General features: G+C 48.9%; 17 protein-coding genes. 13 read left to right on the forward strand and 4 right to left on the reverse strand.

The features are described from left to right. Positions 1 to 8 precede the first annotated feature (8 nt). Entirely contained in the window at positions 9 to 992 is a 984-nt protein-coding gene (gene msrB, locus K7P76_RS27270; RefSeq protein ID WP_232189235.1) for a peptide-methionine (R)-S-oxide reductase MsrB, read from the forward strand. A 14-nt stretch (positions 993 to 1,006) separates the two neighbouring features. Continuing rightward, positions 1,007 to 1,315 (forward strand): putative quinol monooxygenase, encoded by a 309-nt coding sequence (locus K7P76_RS27275; protein WP_309244795.1) that lies wholly within the window; start codon positions 1,007 to 1,009, stop codon positions 1,313 to 1,315. 100 nt (positions 1,316 to 1,415) lie between these two features. Here the strand turns inward: K7P76_RS27275 and K7P76_RS27280 are convergent, their stop codons facing one another. Next, positions 1,416 to 2,315 (reverse strand): DNA-3-methyladenine glycosylase family protein, encoded by a 900-nt coding sequence (locus tag K7P76_RS27280; protein ID WP_232189237.1) that lies wholly within the window; start codon positions 2,313 to 2,315, stop codon positions 1,416 to 1,418. 127 nt (positions 2,316 to 2,442) lie between these two features. Here K7P76_RS27280 and K7P76_RS27285 point away from each other — a divergent pair, with 127 nt between their 5' ends. From K7P76_RS27285 to K7P76_RS27300, 4 genes are all read left to right on the forward strand, one after another. Beyond that, complete coding sequence (locus K7P76_RS27285) at positions 2,443 to 3,006, forward strand: bifunctional transcriptional activator/DNA repair enzyme AdaA (RefSeq protein ID WP_304518424.1); 564 nt, start codon at positions 2,443 to 2,445, stop codon at positions 3,004 to 3,006. Positions 3,007 to 3,024: 18 nt separating this feature from the next. After that, the gene (locus K7P76_RS27290; RefSeq protein ID WP_232189238.1) at positions 3,025 to 3,552 is read left to right on the forward strand and encodes a methylated-DNA--[protein]-cysteine S-methyltransferase; all 528 of its coding nucleotides are present in this window, start codon (positions 3,025 to 3,027) and stop codon (positions 3,550 to 3,552) included. 139 nt (positions 3,553 to 3,691) lie between these two features. Further along, complete coding sequence (locus K7P76_RS27295) at positions 3,692 to 4,624, forward strand: manganese-dependent inorganic pyrophosphatase (RefSeq protein ID WP_232189239.1); 933 nt, start codon at positions 3,692 to 3,694, stop codon at positions 4,622 to 4,624. 78 nt (positions 4,625 to 4,702) lie between these two features. Continuing rightward, entirely contained in the window at positions 4,703 to 5,698 is a 996-nt protein-coding gene (locus tag K7P76_RS27300) for an LLM class flavin-dependent oxidoreductase (protein WP_232189240.1), read from the forward strand. A gap of 69 nt (positions 5,699 to 5,767) precedes the next feature. On the opposite strand, the gene K7P76_RS33305 is transcribed toward K7P76_RS27300, so the two are convergent. Beyond that, entirely contained in the window at positions 5,768 to 6,136 is a 369-nt protein-coding gene (locus K7P76_RS33305) for a zinc ribbon domain-containing protein (protein ID WP_309244796.1), read from the reverse strand. A 284-nt stretch (positions 6,137 to 6,420) separates the two neighbouring features. Here K7P76_RS33305 and K7P76_RS27310 point away from each other — a divergent pair, with 284 nt between their 5' ends. Beyond that, positions 6,421 to 6,927, forward strand: coding sequence for a metallophosphoesterase family protein (locus K7P76_RS27310; RefSeq protein ID WP_232189241.1), 507 nt, complete (start codon positions 6,421 to 6,423; stop codon positions 6,925 to 6,927). A 71-nt stretch (positions 6,928 to 6,998) separates the two neighbouring features. Continuing rightward, the gene (locus K7P76_RS27315) at positions 6,999 to 7,877 is read left to right on the forward strand and encodes a radical SAM/SPASM domain-containing protein (protein ID WP_232189242.1); all 879 of its coding nucleotides are present in this window, start codon (positions 6,999 to 7,001) and stop codon (positions 7,875 to 7,877) included. Between the two features lie 388 nt (positions 7,878 to 8,265). Here the strand turns inward: K7P76_RS27315 and K7P76_RS27320 are convergent, their stop codons facing one another. Both K7P76_RS27320 and rsgA read right to left on the reverse strand, forming a co-directional pair. Continuing rightward, positions 8,266 to 9,192, reverse strand: coding sequence for a transposase (locus K7P76_RS27320; protein WP_232189243.1), 927 nt, complete (start codon positions 9,190 to 9,192; stop codon positions 8,266 to 8,268). A gap of 528 nt (positions 9,193 to 9,720) precedes the next feature. After that, positions 9,721 to 10,827, reverse strand: coding sequence for a ribosome small subunit-dependent GTPase A (rsgA, locus tag K7P76_RS27325; protein ID WP_232189244.1), 1,107 nt, complete (start codon positions 10,825 to 10,827; stop codon positions 9,721 to 9,723). Positions 10,828 to 11,143: 316 nt separating this feature from the next. On the opposite strand from rsgA, the gene K7P76_RS27330 reads away from it, so the two are divergent. The 5 genes from K7P76_RS27330 to K7P76_RS27350 all read left to right on the forward strand — a co-directional run bounded on the left by K7P76_RS27330 (position 11,144) and on the right by K7P76_RS27350 (position 16,243). Further along, positions 11,144 to 12,202 carry a M42 family metallopeptidase gene (locus K7P76_RS27330; protein WP_232189245.1) on the forward strand — a complete coding sequence of 353 codons (1,059 nt, stop codon included), beginning with the start codon at positions 11,144 to 11,146 and terminating at the stop codon, positions 12,200 to 12,202. 237 nt (positions 12,203 to 12,439) lie between these two features. Then, the gene (locus tag K7P76_RS27335; RefSeq protein WP_232189246.1) at positions 12,440 to 13,480 is read left to right on the forward strand and encodes a multicopper oxidase domain-containing protein; all 1,041 of its coding nucleotides are present in this window, start codon (positions 12,440 to 12,442) and stop codon (positions 13,478 to 13,480) included. A 23-nt stretch (positions 13,481 to 13,503) separates the two neighbouring features. Further along, positions 13,504 to 14,700 (forward strand): ZIP family metal transporter, encoded by a 1,197-nt coding sequence (locus K7P76_RS27340; RefSeq protein WP_232189247.1) that lies wholly within the window; start codon positions 13,504 to 13,506, stop codon positions 14,698 to 14,700. A 32-nt stretch (positions 14,701 to 14,732) separates the two neighbouring features. Then, complete coding sequence (locus K7P76_RS27345) at positions 14,733 to 14,903, forward strand: twin-arginine translocase TatA/TatE family subunit (RefSeq protein ID WP_232189248.1); 171 nt, start codon at positions 14,733 to 14,735, stop codon at positions 14,901 to 14,903. A 98-nt stretch (positions 14,904 to 15,001) separates the two neighbouring features. Beyond that, complete coding sequence (locus K7P76_RS27350) at positions 15,002 to 16,243, forward strand: DUF445 domain-containing protein (protein WP_232189249.1); 1,242 nt, start codon at positions 15,002 to 15,004, stop codon at positions 16,241 to 16,243. Positions 16,244 to 16,300: the final 57 nt, after the last annotated feature.

Here is a 16,300-nt window from a genome sequence, read left to right on the forward strand (position 1 = left end):
GAATTTAGATGGTCAACAATAGCGATAACAATCAAGGAACAACACAGTTAGCTACATTCGCCGGCGGTTGTTTCTGGTGCATGGTAACGCCATTCGAAGAGCTTCCCGGCATTGTGGGAGTCGTCTCCGGTTACACCGGAGGTCATACCGTCAATCCTACCTATGAAGAAGTATGCTCGGAAACGACCGGGCACGCGGAAGCGGTACAAATAACGTTTGATCCCGACATTTTTCCTTATAGCAAGCTTCTGGACATTTACTGGCGTTCCGTAGACCCGACGGACGCGGGCGGACAATTCCATGACAGAGGTACATCATATCGGCCGGCGATTTTCTACCATAATGAAAAGCAATATGAAGAAGCATTGGCCTCGAAGGAAGCCTTACAGCTTAGCGGGCGGTTTGACAAACCGATTGTCGTGACGCTAGAACCGGCATCCGTCTTCTACCCGGCAGAGGAGTATCATCAAGACTATCATCATAAAAACCCGCTCAGGTACAAGTACTACCGCAACGGATCCGGACGGGATGCTTTTCTCCATCAGAATTGGAACACGCGGAAGGATAAGGAGGAGCTTCGCAAGCGCCTGACGGCTATGCAGTTCGAAGTGACTCAGAACAATGGGACGGAGCCGCCTTTCCGTAATGAATATTACAATAATCAAGAGCAAGGGCTTTACGTGGATATCGTCTCTGGAGAGCCTCTTTTCAGCTCGCGAGATCAGTTCGATGCCGGCTGCGGCTGGCCCAGTTTCTCGAAGCCGCTCCATGGCGGGAGCATTCAGGAGCATCAGGATGTCAGGCATGGGATGATTCGTACCGAAGTGAGAAGCAGGGAAGCGGATTCCCATCTAGGGCATGTATTCGACGACGGTCCGAAGCCAGGGGGATTGCGTTATTGTATCAACTCGGCTGCGTTGCGCTTTATTCCTAAAGACAAGTTAGAGGAAGAAGGCTACGGGAAATATTTATCGATGATTAACGAGGATTGATTTGGAAAAGAGGGATGAGATTGAGTAAATACGTAGCCTTCGGAAAAATCACGTCTCATCCCGGTCAACGGGACGCACTTGCCCAGATTCTGTTGGAAGCTGCGGATTTAATGAAGGCTTATGAAGGATGCGAGTTATATATCGTCGGCACAGTGGACGATGATCCCGATTCGGTCTGGGTCACCGAAATTTTCAAAGACGCTGAAGCACATAAAGCTTCTCTTGCGCTCGAATCCGTTCAAGAAATCATTCAGCGCGGAAGACCTTTGATCGTAGGCGGGGAGCAAATTAAATTGAACCCTTTGGGCGGCAAAGGGCTTTAAAAACCAAGGGGCTGTCCTATTAGGGCAGCCCCTTGGTTTTTACCTTTTAACTGTAACAATCCCGTTATTTCAAATCGAAGCGGTACGAAAAGAGCGAGCCTCAATAAAGCACTCGCCACAAATAGAAGGTCGCATAGGACTCCCAGTTCGTCCAACCGGCCGATAGCTCTTTAATGTGAGCAACGGTCGGCTTGTGCGGCATCTCCAGTACGGATTTAATTGCATTGTGTAATCCTACATCGTCGATGGGAAACGCCGAAGGATATCTTAAGCAACGCATGAGCACGTAATTTGCCGTCCAAGGACCGATTCCCCGTATCGACACAAGCATTTTCTCCGCAGCCTTGAAATTGTCCGCCGCGAGCAGCATTTCTTTGCTTAACTTCCCGTTTGCGATCAATTGGGCAACGCCAATCAAATACTCGGATTTCTTGGAAGTCATTTGCAGGGCGGCTAAGTCGCTAACCGATAAGGTTGCAATAGCTTGCGGAGAAGGGAATAGCCAGCAAGTAATGTCACCTTTGCTTAAGTTCGTTCCGAACGTTTCAACGAATCGTCTCTTGAGCGTATAGGCGAAAGCGAGGTTAATCTGTTGTCCGATAATCCCCCAGCATAACGCCTCGAATAAATCGGGAATCCCCATATTGCGCAGCCCGTACAATCGATTAACGACATTATTCAGAATGGCATCTTGTTGCGATAACGAGTAGAAGGGAGTCAGATCGTTATCAAGATCGAACCATTCCCTAACATAACGAATGATTTCTTCTTGAATTTCAACGCTCCAACCTAGCCCGTCATCCAAGGATTGAACGAGAAGGTACCCGGGTTCGTCGCCGCTAATCATGAACAATGGCTGATAAGAGCCTACAGGTATAGCCTTGTATAACTTGCCGTCGCGAATCTGATATAAGCATTCGTCAGGGGATCGTGCTAAATAATCCAGGTTAACAGAGAAGTTGAACTCCTTGGGTACGGGAATTCTAATCGTAGGGTTCATTGGTAACCTACTCCTTTAATTTCAAACTACTGATCTAGTTGTACCATAAAAAGCCCCTCTAACACTTTGGTAATCTTGCGCTTTCATTCCAAATAGCTAACATGAAGCGGGAGTTCGGGGTATACTGATGGTGGAGGTGGTTATTTTGAACGACGAATATTGGCAGGCGATCGTCTTAAGCGACGCCTCTTACGATGGCAAATTTTATTATGGCGTAATGACTACCGGTATTTACTGCCGGCCTTCCTGCAGGTCAAGGGTTCCAGTGAAAACGAACGTGAAGCTATTCGCGAACAGCTCGCTGGCCTTGGCGGAAAATTTTCGCCCCTGCAAAAGATGCAAGCCGGACGGAGGGAGATTGCCGAATGAAGAATGGGTAGCGCAGATCGTTGGCGTCATCGAATCGCGTTATGCCGAGGCGCTGTCGCTCGATAAGCTTGCGGATATGTTTCACGGCAGCCCTTATCATTTGCAACGGACGTTCAAGCGAATACAAGGACTTTCGCCAGCGGAGTATTTGCTGAAGACAAGAATAACCAAAGCCCAGGAGTTGCTCGAGAATACGGGACTTTCGGTGATGGACATCGCATTAGCGGTCGGGATTCCGAATACTTCCCATTTTTCAACCCAATTTCTGAATCAGACGGGAAGTACACCGACATTATACCGTAAATCCAAGCAAAATCTATGAGAGATGGGGGCTTAACTAATGGAAAACAAGGGAGCAAACTCAACGCTGTATTGGACCTATTTAACACAAGGCAATAATCGGATGGTGATCGCGGCAACTTCAAGCGGGTTGTCTTATGTCGGATCGTGGAATGAGTCGGATCAAGCTTTTGCGGATTGGGCTCATAAGGTGTTCAGCAACTATGAGAGAGTCCAAGACGACGAGAAAATGGAGCTCTACGTAAGGCAACTGGAGGAGTATTTGGCGGGGGAACGCACATCGTTTACTTATCCGGTTGATCTGCAAGGTACGCCGTTTCAACGAGCGGTATGGGACGCAATGAGCCAAGTTCCCTACGGCAAGACGGCGAGTTACTTGGAAGTCGCGCAGTCTCTCGACAAGCCCAATTCCGTAAGAGCCGTTGGAACCGCGATCGGAAGAAATCCGGTGCTTATCGTAGCGCCCTGCCATCGAATTATCGGCAAGAACGGAGCGCTAACCGGGTATCGGGGCGGGTTGGCGATGAAGGAGCAATTGCTGAAGCTGGAAAAAGCGAGTAATCATTAACATTGTTATCTATAGTAATAGCAGCTCCTCTGGCGAGAAAATGAGGTATACCTATCGGAATGATCGTCAATTTCCTTGATTATGACCCTCAATTTGCGGTATAATTTTCTCGCCAAAATAATAGATGAGGAGCAAGAAAATGAGCAAAGTACTTATCTTCGGTCACAAAAATCCGGATACGGATACGATTTGTTCCGCCATTGCCTACGCAGATTTGAAAACACAGCTGGGAGCCGACGTTGAACCGGTTCGTCTGGGCTCCGTAAGCGGCGAAACGCAATTTGCTTTAGATCATTTCGGAATTGCGGCACCGCGTCTCGTCGAGACGGTTGCAAGCGAAGTAAAAGGCGTCATTCTCGTTGATCATAATGAGCGCCAACAAAGCGTGTCCGATATCGATCAAGTTACTGTGCTGGAGGTTATCGATCACCACCGCATCGCTAATTTCGAGACAAGCGCTCCTTTGTACTATCGTGCTGAACCGGTTGGTTGTACCGCAACTATTCTCAATAAATTATACAAAGAAAACGGAAAATCGATCCCGAAAGCGATTGCCGGGTTGATGTTGTCCGCGATCATCTCCGATTCCCTGTTGTTCAAATCTCCTACATGCACGGCTGAAGACGTGGCTGCGGCGCGCGAATTGGCTGAAATCGCAGGCGTTGACGCGAACAGCTACGGACTCGACATGCTGAAAGCGGGAGCGGATCTAAGCGACAAAACGATCGCGCAACTCATTTCCCTTGATGCTAAAGAGTTCCAAATGGGCGCTGCCAAAGTGGAAATCGCTCAAGTAAATGCGGTGGACGTGAACGATGTTCTCTCCAAACAAGCTGAACTTGAGGACGCGCTTACGAATATCATCAACGAAAAAGGACTTGATCTGTTCTTATTCGTAGTTACCGACATTCTCAACAACGATTCCGTTGGTCTGGCTCTCGGTCGCGCGGCGGAAGCCGTCGAGCAGGCTTATAGCGTCAAGTTGCAGGACAACAAAGCGGTCCTGAAAGGCGTAGTATCGCGCAAATCGCAAATCGTGCCTGTATTGACCGACATTTTCAACAAACGCTAATCATTGGTCGGAGCCCGCGAATAACGCGGGCTTTTTTGCATACTCGGGGAGACATAGAATGGAGGCTTTGGACTAACCATGAAATTGAGTGTGCTTGACCATTCTCATGTCAATGAAGGTAGAACCGTGAAGGACGCGCTTAACGAGACGGTAGCGCTTGCCCAAGAAACCGAGAAATTAGGATATCATCGCTTCTGGGTATCCGAGCATCACGGCTCTCAGGCGCTAGCTTCTTCGAGTCCGGAAGTTCTGATTGCGCATCTTGCGGCTCATACAGAGAGCATCCGGGTTGGATCAGGCGGGATCATGCTGCCGCATTATAGCTCGTATAAGGTCGCCGAGAACTTCAAGCTGCTTGAAGCGCTCCACCCCGGTAGAATCGATGTCGGTCTTGGACGCGCGCCGGGGGGATTTCCTATCGCAACTCGAGCGCTGCAAGAGCACAAACGGGTTGATATCGATTTGTATCCGCAGCAGGTCATGGATCTGAACGATTATTTACATGATGAGAACCCAGCTAATCATCGTTTTGCCGGGTTAAGGGCTTTCCCGCAGACGGAAACGGTACCCGAACTATGGTTGCTCGGTTCCAGCGACGGCAGCGCGAGAATCGCGGCTGAGCAAGGAACGGCTTACGCTTTTGCCCAGTTTTTCGGAGCTGCGGGAGATGAGGCTCTTCAACATTATTTCGCCTATTTCCGTCCATCGGTTTATAATAGCAAACCCAAAGCGCTTGCGGCGGTCATGGTTATATGCAGCGATACGGAGGAGGAGGCACGTCTTCTAGCCAAGAGCAATGAACTGTTCTTCCTCAAGCTGTTAAGCGGCCAAGAGCTCGGTTATCTGCCATCGGTTCAAACCGCGAATCAGTATCCCTATTCGGCTATGGAAATACAGATGATCGAACAAATGCGAAGTCGCCGATTTATCGGCACGCCGGGGCAAGTGAAAGAAGCGCTTAAGCGTTATGCGGATCGCCTACATCTGGAAGAGTTGATGATCGTCTCGCATATCCATGATTTCGATAAACGAATTCAGTCCTACCGTCATGTTGCCGAAGCTTTTGGATTGTAACCGCGAATAGACCGATAACTCCATCAAGGGTCGGAGCGTCGGTCTTTTTGATGGTGTGCTTAATCATTTTCATCCCCCGAATAGAATGTCCAGTACCGTTCCCAACTGCCCCGTTTTATGCCCGTTCAGGACATCCGGATCATACACCTCGACGAACCCGCAATTCAAACAGGATACGAACAAATAATGATTATGTTCAATGTCGAACAGCTTGCTTAACCCTGTGCCGGACATCGCCACTTCCTTTGCCCTGCATTCCTCGTGCTTACATTTTGAGCATTTGAATTTATTTTCGATGATATCGATAATGGATAATTCGCTGAAGGATTCCACTCCGTGATCACGACCTTGCTCTTGTTCGTACAATTCATGCTTGCATGAAGGACAGATAGTTTCGCCTTGACGTATTTCTTGCTGGCAAAAAGGGCATTCCATCATAAGTTCAACTCCCGTTAATCGTGTTATAAGGTTTTGATTTGAGTATATATAAATGATGTGATCGGTTAAAGCGTAAAATAGGGTGTTGCGAAAACTAATCTAATTAGTTAGCGGCGTTTTTCTCACTGTTTCTACCCCGATCCGGGCGGTTCTACAATTCATTGTTTTCGCGATAGGCGCCATTGGATACGCCGTCGTGGTGTTGATTGATATGGCTTTGGTGTATATGATGAAGTTATATAATACGGTTCAGGCTTAATAACACGGAATCGAGGTCGGTGCGGATGAAAATCGTAGTCGTATCCGATACGCATATGCCAAGAATGAATAAGAAGCTGCCCGAGAGACTGCTTAAAGAGCTGAAGACCGCGAGCGCGATCATTCATGCTGGCGATTGGACGAAGTTGTCAGTTTACGAATCTTTGGCAGCATTTGCCCCAACCTATGGAGTTGCAGGGAACAATGACGGTTCGGACATCGTTCGTAGGTTCGGCCTGCGCAAGGTGCTTGAATTCGAAGGTAGCCGGATCGGAGTCGTACATGGGCACGGTGCGAGCAAAAGGCTGGGCACGGAATCGCATGCTTTGGAGGCTTTCAAGGGCGTGCAACTAAATGCGTTGATATATGGTCATTCTCACATCCCGGTTCATAAACGTATCGGAGAAATGCTCGTATTTAATCCCGGGTCTCCTACGGATAAGAGGAGGCAGGCTTTGTATTCGTTTGGCTTATTGGACATAACAGGCGGTTCCTTGGTTGCCAAACATATCTTTTACGACGACAAAACGTAAGATGAGAACGGTTCGCTTATGTTATAATTGGAGCATCATTCTAATGGTTTAACCGATTGGAGCACCCGACAGTGAAGACATTTAAGAAATTTTACATCGAAATCACGAGCATATGTAACCTTGCCTGTACCTTCTGTCCTCCGACGAAGCGCCAAGCCAATTTCATTAAGGTCGATGCTTTCACGAATACATTGGATCAAATCAAGGGACATGCCGAACATATTTATTTTCATGTAAAAGGCGAGCCTCTGCTCCATCCCAAAATTGATGAGCTGCTTGATATTAGCCACGACAAGGGATTCAAGGTTAATCTCACCACGAACGGAACGTTGCTTCATAAAGCCAAATCCAAGATTCTTGGGAAACCTGCTTTGAGGCAGATTAACTTTTCTTTGCACAGCTTTGATGGACATGAAGGCTCGGTGGACAAAGAAGGATACGTGTCGAGTGTCCTTGCGTTCGCGAAGGAAGCGGTGGAAACTTCCAACATTCTAATATCGCTTAGATTGTGGAATCTTACGCCGGATAACGCGACGAACGTGGAGAAGGATCGCAACCGGGAAGTGTTGGAGAAGATCGAGAAAACATTTAATCTCGACTTTAAGATCGAGGAACATTTTGTCCGAGGGAAAGGCATCAAGATCGCGGATCGGATATACTTGAATCATGAGGAAGAGTTTAAGTGGCCGGATTTGAAGGAAAAGGAAGACGAGGGCAAAGGTTTCTGCCACGCGCTTCGCAATCAAGCCGGTGTACTCGTTGATGGGACGGTCATCCCTTGCTGCCTCGATGGCGAAGGCGTCATTAACTTAGGCAATATCAACGACAAGCCGTTCTCCGAAATCATCGAAGGCGAGCGCGCTAACAATTTGTACGATGGATTCTCCAGAAGAGAAGTCGTCGAGGAATTGTGCAGAAAATGCGGCTATCGCCAAAGGTTTAACGTGTGAGTAATATAAGGAACAAAACCAGAGCCGCGGCAACGCGGCTTTTTATATGATTAGAAAGTTTATGGACATCTACTCAACTGGGAAATATAGGGAAAAACCGACACCTAATTTCCGTGCCATTTCGGAGAAATGGTACCATTATCCCTTTGTCTCAGAAGTGAGTTGCCAATCAGCGGATATTCGAATGCCGCGATTTGAGAGGGAGTTGCTAATCAGCGGATTTACGAATGTCATGACAGAAGTGAGTTGCAATCAACGGATATTCGGATGCCATGACTTGAGTGGGAGTTGCAATCCACGGATTCCCGAATATCACGCATATGTTTGCCGTTTCGTGAATTGGTATGGAACGGGTTATCGGCAACTTAAAAAGCAGTCATCCCAAGTATCAAGCATTCCATAGGGTGAGATATTTTCCTTTCCACTTCGCTTTGCTTCCCCAGACCACCCAGGGAACGGTGAGAACCGGTTTGCTGCGGGTCAGATCTTTGTAAGTCAAGGTTGGTGTCACAGCGCACCAATGGAGCAGTTGGCTGAAGACCGGGGCATGGCGGAGTTTTAAGTTCAACCGGAAACAAAACTCGTCTAAATAAGCCTGCAAATGTTTGGCCCCGATGCCATTAAACGTAAAGTTCAGCCACGCGGTCACCTTCCACTTGATTGGGTTCAAAGCGGGGTGAAGTTTGCCGCGCCCCAAAACGGTCACTGCTTTTTTATCTATATGATTGTCTACGAACGCTTGGACGCCAGGTTTTTCAATCCACCTCAACGCGTTATTCACATGGCTGGGATCCGGTTGTTTGATTTTGACCTGCTTAGGCTCGTCTCGCTCATCGAGGGAGACGCCGATCAACAGCGGCTGCTGGGCCTCGCTATAATACGTGTAACCGTAAGAGATAGGGTCTACTCGCACAACACCCGTGAGCGGATCGGCTTCATCGGCTTGTTGCAGGGCATGGCGGATTTTTCTAGCGATGAGCCAAGCGGTCTTATAGGTGACCTGAATCACTTGGGACAGGCGGGAGGCGCTGATGCCGGAAGGCCGGGAGAGCAGAAACATCGCTTGGAACCAGCGGGTCAACAGGGTGGAGCTGCCTTCCATGATGGTGCCGGCGATGACAGAAGTCTGATGGCGACAGGAGCGGCATTCGTAGAGAGGCAGTCTGCGCGTTTGGATAAGATAAAAGTGAGGATGACGACAAGTCGGGCAACGGAAGCCGTCCGGCCATCTGGCTTCGAACAGCGCCTCGGCGCAAGCCTGCTCGGAGTTGAACTGCTGGCAAAATGCCTCGAATGTCAGATGATCCTGAAACATACACGCCCTCCTCAAATAGAACATTTGTTCTCATTTCCATAATACCAAACATATGTTCTATTTTCAAGAGGTGTCGGGTAAAATTTCAGCGTTCCAGGTTTATTTTCAAAAACATGAACAAGGGTTTTCCCCCCTTATCGGATGGGATAATGGTACGTTTTCGCGGAAAGGAGGTGGGAGCTGTGGGGGGCTATTCTCCTACTGATCGGAAGGGATAATGGGACGTTTTCACGGAAAGGAGGTGGGGGGCTCTGTTGTGGGCCTTTGTTCCTTCTGATGCGAGGGGATAAAGGTACGTTTCGCGAACAACCGCAGGATGATCAGGAGTGTCGGACCGGGTACGATTGCTTTTTTACGGATATCCGCCAAAAGTTAAAGGACCGGTTTGGTATTTCTGAACTGGAAAGGGCCAAACCATCTAAAACCTTTGTCCGGAGGAAGAAGCACGGCAAGCCCATGATCGATGCCAAACTGAACATGGGCGCGGCCGCATTATGCTGCAAATTACAGAGTAGAGGTTAAAAAAATTCAATCCTCGCTCATGTACGCGTTGCGATTTGGTCTAACGTAAGATCTTGCGGATTTGTAGCTCGTCGCTTTTTTGCTGATTTTTTGGTTGTTCGCATTTTCTTTACGCGTCAGGTGAGCAAGTTCTCTGGCTGTTTTTTTATAGTTTGCCAGTCGCTTCGGGTCGAGTTCGCCGGTATTCACCGCTTCTACGACCGAGCAGCCTTGATCGGCGTCATGACGGCAATCCCGATAACGGCATGACTCGGCAAGCTGTTCAATATCTGCAAAAGCATGCTGCCAGCCATCCTGGGATTCCCAAAGCTGAAGCTCCCGCATTCCAGGAGTGTCCATGATGAGCGCTCCGTTATGAAGCAGAAAAAGCTCGCGATGCGTCGTCGTATGCCGACCTCTAGCATCGTTTTCCCGGATCCCTTGAACCTTCTGGGTATCGGCTTCCGCGAGCCAGTTCAACAACGTCGACTTGCCGACACCCGAGGAACCGGTAATGGCTATCGTAATGCCTGGCTGCAAATAAGGTTGGAGCTGCTCCTTACCTTGGTTAAGCAATGCGCTAATAAAGTGTACCGGTACGCCTGGCGCAATATTTTCCACTTCCGAAGCAAACTTCGTGGGCTGCTCGCATAAGTCCGCTTTCGTTAACAAGACGACCGGGTTTGCACCGCTTTCCCATGCCGCGATGAGGTATCGTTCGATCTTCCTGATGTTAAAATCCTGATTAAGCGCGTTGACGATAAACAAATAATCCATGTTCGCGCCAATGATTTGGTCTTCGATGACGTTGCCGGCTACTTTACGAACCATTGAAGTCCGGCGCGGCAGCACCGCATGAATAACGGAGCGGCTTTCGTTCGGGAGCATCTCGACCATTACCCAATCGCCAACCGCGGGATAATCCCCCCGTTTAGCGGCGTTGAATTCGAATTTACCGGTCACTCCGGCGCTGTGTTCACCGGATTCGGTCATTAGCTTATACGAGTGTGAAAATTGGGCGATTACCCGAGCAGGCGGCAAATGTTGAATGTCTGGGTTTTGCTCAGCGAGAATGGAGTACCAGTAAGTGTTCCAGCCGTAGGTTTGAATTTGATTATTCACGTTATTGTTCAATTGAAAACTCCTCATAGTCATATTTAAGCGCACAAAAAAACCGCTCAGAAACCGAATGGTCTCTGGCGGCGCGTAAAACGTAGCAGCAAAGTATGCGCCTCATGCATACTTAATACCGACTACAAATTGCCTACACCATACCGTAGAGACCGATGCAAATGAACTTTCGAAACAATCGAACGATTCAATAAGTTGTACATATAACATCAGCCTCCTTGCCGTTAATTTATGACGTAATTATAATAATCCTGAAAGCCGTTGTCAACGAACTACGCGCGATTTACGCGAACAACCCCAAATAGAGGAGACGAAACCGATGTCCGCACCCTTACAACCCGGCTTAAACCGAGAATACATCATTAGTTTGCTAAACTCTATTTTAACAACGCCAAGCCCAAGCGGCTTCTGTATGGAAATCATGAAGCTGATCCGCGAGGAGACGGCCAAGCTCGGATTCGCGCTCGAAATGACGCCGAAAGGCAATGCCGTCATTACGATACCCGGTGCCGATTCCAACTCGAGTGGAGTCATTGCATTGACCGCTCATGTCGATACGTTAGGCGCAATGGTCCGCTCGATTAAACCCAATGGCATGCTTCGTTTTACGCCCATAGGCGGATATGCCATGCACACTGTGGAAGGGGAATATTGTCTCATCCATACGCGCGACGGGAGAGCCTATGTAGGAACCGTGTTATCCACCAAACCTTCGGTTCATGTTTTCTCGGACATGCGTGACTTGAAAAGGGAAGAAGCGAACATGGAAATTCGCATCGATGAAGCGGTGAAGACGAAGGAGGAAACGGAGAAACTCGGCATATCCGCAGGTGACTTCATCTCTTGGGAACCGCGAACCCGCATCTTATCTAACGGTTGGATCAAGTCCCGTCATCTAGACGATAAAGCGAGCGTGGCTGCATTGTTCGGATTGTTGGATTGGTTGAAAAGAGAAGGCAACACTCCTGCGAAGACGGTGAAGATCATTCTGTCCACCTACGAGGAAGTCGGCCATGGCAGCTCATATATCCCGCCCGACGTTACCGAGCTAATCGCCGTCGACATGGGAGCGATCGGGGACGATCTAACGACAACGGAACAGGATGTATCAATCTGTGCCAAAGATTCGTCGGGCCCCTATGATTACAATATGACCTCGAAGCTGATTGAGTTGGCAAAGCGCGAGAACATTCCTTATGCAGTGGATATCTATCCGCATTACGGTTCAGATGCATCGGCAGCGCTGCATGGAGGAAGCAACATTCGAGCAGCGCTAATCGGACCTGGCGTACACGCTTCACATGGAATGGAACGGACGCATGCGGACGCTATTGTCAACACGGCAGCTTTGCTTCTTGCTTATATCATGGACAATTAATCGGGGAAAACTTATCGATAATCGAAAAACCGCTGCAGCTTATGAGCGGTTTTTGGTGCTTGTGGACATTATTTTAGTAAAAAAGGGGTTTACAAACTGCAGTCCCTAACATATATTCTAAGTAAGTAAGTTTGCATCAAGGAAACATTTTGTCCTCAGACCACAATAAATTTTTTTATCCAATATTTTGCCTGTGGCAAAAATTATTTCCTCAAGACAAGATTGGAGGCAACTGGTATGTCATTTGATCCCAAACGTCCCGTTTCCAGACGGGATGTGCTGAAATGGGGAGCAGCAGGCGCAGCAGGTATTTTCGGCGCGAGCGTCCTGAATCCGTCTTCGTGGTTCGCCCAAACGGTCAAAGCGATGGATAAACATGAACTTCACACGGCGCTCCAGCATGGAAGCCATACGATGGCACATGGGTATGATCCTTCTAAAACATTGTCGAAGGGTTTGAAGTCAGCCATCGACGCGTTAACGGCTTTCGATTACGGCAAGGTCAGCATAAGAGCGGACGGAAAAACCGTTAGGGATTACGAATTAGTCGCTTACGATGGTGAAGTAGAGATTGCTGACGGCATCAAGTTTCCGGGCTGGACGTTTAACGGAACGATCCCGGGACCGACGCTGCGCTGCACGGAAGGCGATATTTTGCGCATTAAGTTCACGAACGGCTCCACTCATCCGCATACGATTCATTTTCACGGGATTCACCCGACGAATATGGATGGTCTTGAACCCATCGCTTCCGGTGCCGAATTCATCTACGAATTCGAAGCCAAGCCGGCAGGATTGCACGTGTACCATTGCCATATTCCTCCTCTGGCAAAGCATATCCACAAAGGATTATACGGCAACTATATCGTGGATCCGATTAAACCGAGAAAACCTGCGCGTGAGCTGAACATGGTCATGAACGGATTCGATTTGGACTTGGACGGCGGCAATGAGGTTTATACCGTCAATGGCTACGCTTTTGCTTATCAAGCTTATCCGATCGAAGTAAATGTAGGCGAATTGGTGCGTGTTTACTTAAGCAATATGACGGAATTCGATCTCATCAACTCCTTCCATCTTCACGCCAACTTCTTCCGCTATTACGAGGTCGGAGCCGATCCGGAGGCAAGGCCTATTTTCACGGATACGATTATGCAATGCCAGGGGCAAAGAGGCATTCTCGAAATCGAATTTCCGTCGCCGGGCAAGTACATGTTCCATGCGCATCAGAGTGAATTCGCGGAGCTTGGTTGGATGGGCTTTTTCATGGCTAAATAGAGGAAGAAGGGAGCAAAGAGCAAATGAACGTCCAAACCGTAACGCAGGCGTACCCGAGAAAGTCTAAGCTCGTATGGCTGTGGGGCATTATTCCTTTAGTGCTGCTGTTCGCCATTCTATATCTCATTACTCGTCTTGGTACCGGGATTACTAGCGAATCCGTCGCGCCAATTGAAGTGTTGAATGTCCAGAAAATCGTATTAAACGACGAGGGGTTTAAGATCAACGTGCTCAACTCCGGTCCGGAGGATGTCACGATCGCGCAGGTCGTCGTGAATGACGCCTTCTGGAACGCAAGCTTTGATCCTAGTCCGACGATCGGACGTTTATCGCAATCCGTCGTGAGCATCCCTTACGCTTGGGTAGCGGGGGATCCCTACGAGATTCGGTTCATTACGACTAACGGTTTGATTTTCGTGGGCGATGTGCCCGTAGCTATGAAATCCCCTGAACCCGGAGCCAAGCTTTTCGGAGAATATGCGCTGATCGGTTTTTACGTAGGGATCGTTCCCGTCGGGCTTGGGTTGCTGTGGTTCCCGTTCTTGCGCCGCTTTTCCGACAAAGGGATGCAAGCCGTTCTTGCGCTTACGGTCGGTCTGCTGTTTTTCCTCGTTATTGACACTTTTCAGGAAGGCTTTGAGTTGGGTGCGGAGGCGCCGGGGGTTTTCCAAGGATCGGGCTTGGTTTGGTTCGGGGCATTGCTGAGCTTTCTGATGTTGCTTGCCATCGATCAAGCGAATGAACGCAAAGGCAGCGAATCCGGCAGGAGAGTCGCATTTAAAATTGCCGGAGGAATCGGCTTGCATAACTTAGGCGAAGGATTGGCGATCGGCGCGGCATTCTCGTCGGGGGAAGCCGCATTGGGGACATTCCTCATCATCGGCTTCACGCTTCATAATATTACCGAAGGAATCGGCATCGCCTCGCCGTTGTTGAAGGAGCAGCCAACATGGCGGACGTTCTTATGTCTCGCTTGTCTCGCAGGCGGGCCTGCGATTATCGGAACATGGGCCGGAGGGTTCGTATTTAACGATACGTTAGCGGCGTTGTTCTTCGGAATCGGTGCTGGAGCCATCGTGCAGGTCATGTACGTCATCGGCAAAATGATCGTAAGAGAAGCGCGCAAATACGGAACTCCGGCGATCTCGTGGCTGAATTTCGGAGGCTTGACGCTAGGCATCGTTCTCATGTATGCTACGGCTTTATTGGTTAAATTTTAAGGAGTGGAGCGAGTGGAGAGGGGGTAGTGTTAATGCCATTAAATATAGGTTGGACGGGAATTATTTTTCTCGTATTTATCGCGCTGATTTTCTTCGGACCTTCGAAGCTGCCGCAATTAGGCAAGGCGATCGGAACGACGATCCGGGAATTCAGGTCGGGTTCGAAAGAGGTTGTTAAAGAAGACGAGGCAGATAAGCGTTAATAATAAGCTGATTAACGGGATGCACCTTCTAGCGGGGTGCATCTTTCGGTTATACTTAATGGATAACCCATCACACTACTTTAACGAGGTCGTAGAAAATGAGAACAAGATACATCGCAGTTTTATCGCTTATTACAATGGGCATCGGATTCATCACTACTTTATTGCTGCCTGATAGTACAATCGTTCAGCTATTGAAAGGCGGTTTTGAAGCGGGATTAGTGGGCGGCTTCGCGGATTGGTTTGCCGTGACGGCTTTGTTCCGCCATCCGCTCGGCATACCGATTCCCCATACATCGTTGCTGCTCAAGAACCGGGACAAAATCGCCAATTCTCTTATATCCGCTTTGAACAATGAGCTTCTCAATAAGGAAAGCATTACGCAGAAATTAAAGCAGTTTCAACTGCTAAAGGTAATTGGCTCCTCCGTAACAAGATTAGTGCGGAAGAGAAGCAATCGCGTTGGCGCGCTGAATCTGCTGCAAACACTCTTAACTAATCTCCCGCTCGAGACGATTGCCCCGCTTATTCAGAAAGGTATCACATCGACTATTCGCCAAACCGACGTTAAGCCTCTTGCTGAGAAAGCGTTACACACGGCTATTCAAGCGAATTGGGACGAACGGGCACTCGATTACGCGCTGGATCAAGGAAGAGCGTGGGTAAGCAAGCCGGAAACCGGATACATGCTCGGATCGATCGCGCAGCAGAAAATTTCCGAAGCCAAGGTTGGCGGCATTATGGGTTTCGCGGTACAAGCATTCGCCGGATTCATGAACGAGGAGAAGCTAGGCACGATGATTCAGCAGCTTCTGCTATCCGGTATTCAAGATTTAATCCAGCCTGGCAATGAGAACCGGGAGAAACTGATCTATGAAATCCGCAATCAAATACAAAGGATGTCGGACGATGAAGAACTTCTTAACCGCGGGAAACAATGGCTGATCGATAAAGCGGAACACTCGGACAGCGGGGAATTCCTTCTGAAGAGATTGGAAGACATTCGAAGCTCGCTGCTCGCGTCCTTGGAGAAAGAGAAATTAAGCGGAGGCAAGAAGGTCGTCACTGCCGTTAAATATATCGTCCGGAAGCTGCAAGCCGAGAAGGAAATGACGGAAAGCGCTGAGCAGAAGGTACTGTCGTTTATCGTCGACTCCGTCGAGGCCAATCATTACCGTCTCGGGCTGCTGCTCAAAGACAATCTTGACCAGTTGGACGATCGCGAATTGGTGCGCATGCTGGAGGAGAAGGTCGGGGGCGATCTGCAATGGATTCGCGTCAACGGCGCCCTGTGCGGCTTTATTATTGGTTTGATTTTGACGAGTATTCAGTGGATATAGACGTTACGATGCGTGGGCTCAAGTCTTCGGACTAAGAGGGCTCACGCATTTTTTGTG

It is taken from the genome of Cohnella silvisoli, assembly GCF_021190915.1.
GTDB lineage: Bacteria > Bacillota > Bacilli > Paenibacillales > Paenibacillaceae > Cohnella > Cohnella silvisoli.

Bases quoted from the DNA above. Each gene is read 5' to 3' on its own strand.
- msrB (WP_232189235.1), top strand. From the start codon at position 9: ATGGTCAACAATAGCGATAACAATCAAGGAACAACACAGTTAGCTACA.
- K7P76_RS27275 (WP_309244795.1), top strand. From the start codon at position 1,007: ATGAGATTGAGTAAATACGTAGCCTTCGGAAAAATCACGTCTCATCCC.
- K7P76_RS27280 (WP_232189237.1), bottom strand. From the start codon at position 2,315: ATGAACCCTACGATTAGAATTCCCGTACCCAAGGAGTTCAACTTCTCT.
- K7P76_RS27285 (WP_304518424.1), top strand. From the start codon at position 2,443: ATGGTGGAGGTGGTTATTTTGAACGACGAATATTGGCAGGCGATCGTC.
- K7P76_RS27290 (WP_232189238.1), top strand. From the start codon at position 3,025: ATGGAAAACAAGGGAGCAAACTCAACGCTGTATTGGACCTATTTAACA.
- K7P76_RS27295 (WP_232189239.1), top strand. From the start codon at position 3,692: ATGAGCAAAGTACTTATCTTCGGTCACAAAAATCCGGATACGGATACG.
- K7P76_RS27300 (WP_232189240.1), top strand. From the start codon at position 4,703: ATGAAATTGAGTGTGCTTGACCATTCTCATGTCAATGAAGGTAGAACC.
- K7P76_RS33305 (WP_309244796.1), bottom strand. From the start codon at position 6,136: ATGATGGAATGCCCTTTTTGCCAGCAAGAAATACGTCAAGGCGAAACT.
- K7P76_RS27310 (WP_232189241.1), top strand. From the start codon at position 6,421: ATGAAAATCGTAGTCGTATCCGATACGCATATGCCAAGAATGAATAAG.
- K7P76_RS27320 (WP_232189243.1), bottom strand. From the start codon at position 9,192: ATGTTTCAGGATCATCTGACATTCGAGGCATTTTGCCAGCAGTTCAAC.
- K7P76_RS27330 (WP_232189245.1), top strand. From the start codon at position 11,144: ATGTCCGCACCCTTACAACCCGGCTTAAACCGAGAATACATCATTAGT.
- K7P76_RS27335 (WP_232189246.1), top strand. From the start codon at position 12,440: ATGTCATTTGATCCCAAACGTCCCGTTTCCAGACGGGATGTGCTGAAA.
- K7P76_RS27340 (WP_232189247.1), top strand. From the start codon at position 13,504: ATGAACGTCCAAACCGTAACGCAGGCGTACCCGAGAAAGTCTAAGCTC.
- K7P76_RS27345 (WP_232189248.1), top strand. From the start codon at position 14,733: ATGCCATTAAATATAGGTTGGACGGGAATTATTTTTCTCGTATTTATC.
- K7P76_RS27350 (WP_232189249.1), top strand. From the start codon at position 15,002: ATGAGAACAAGATACATCGCAGTTTTATCGCTTATTACAATGGGCATC.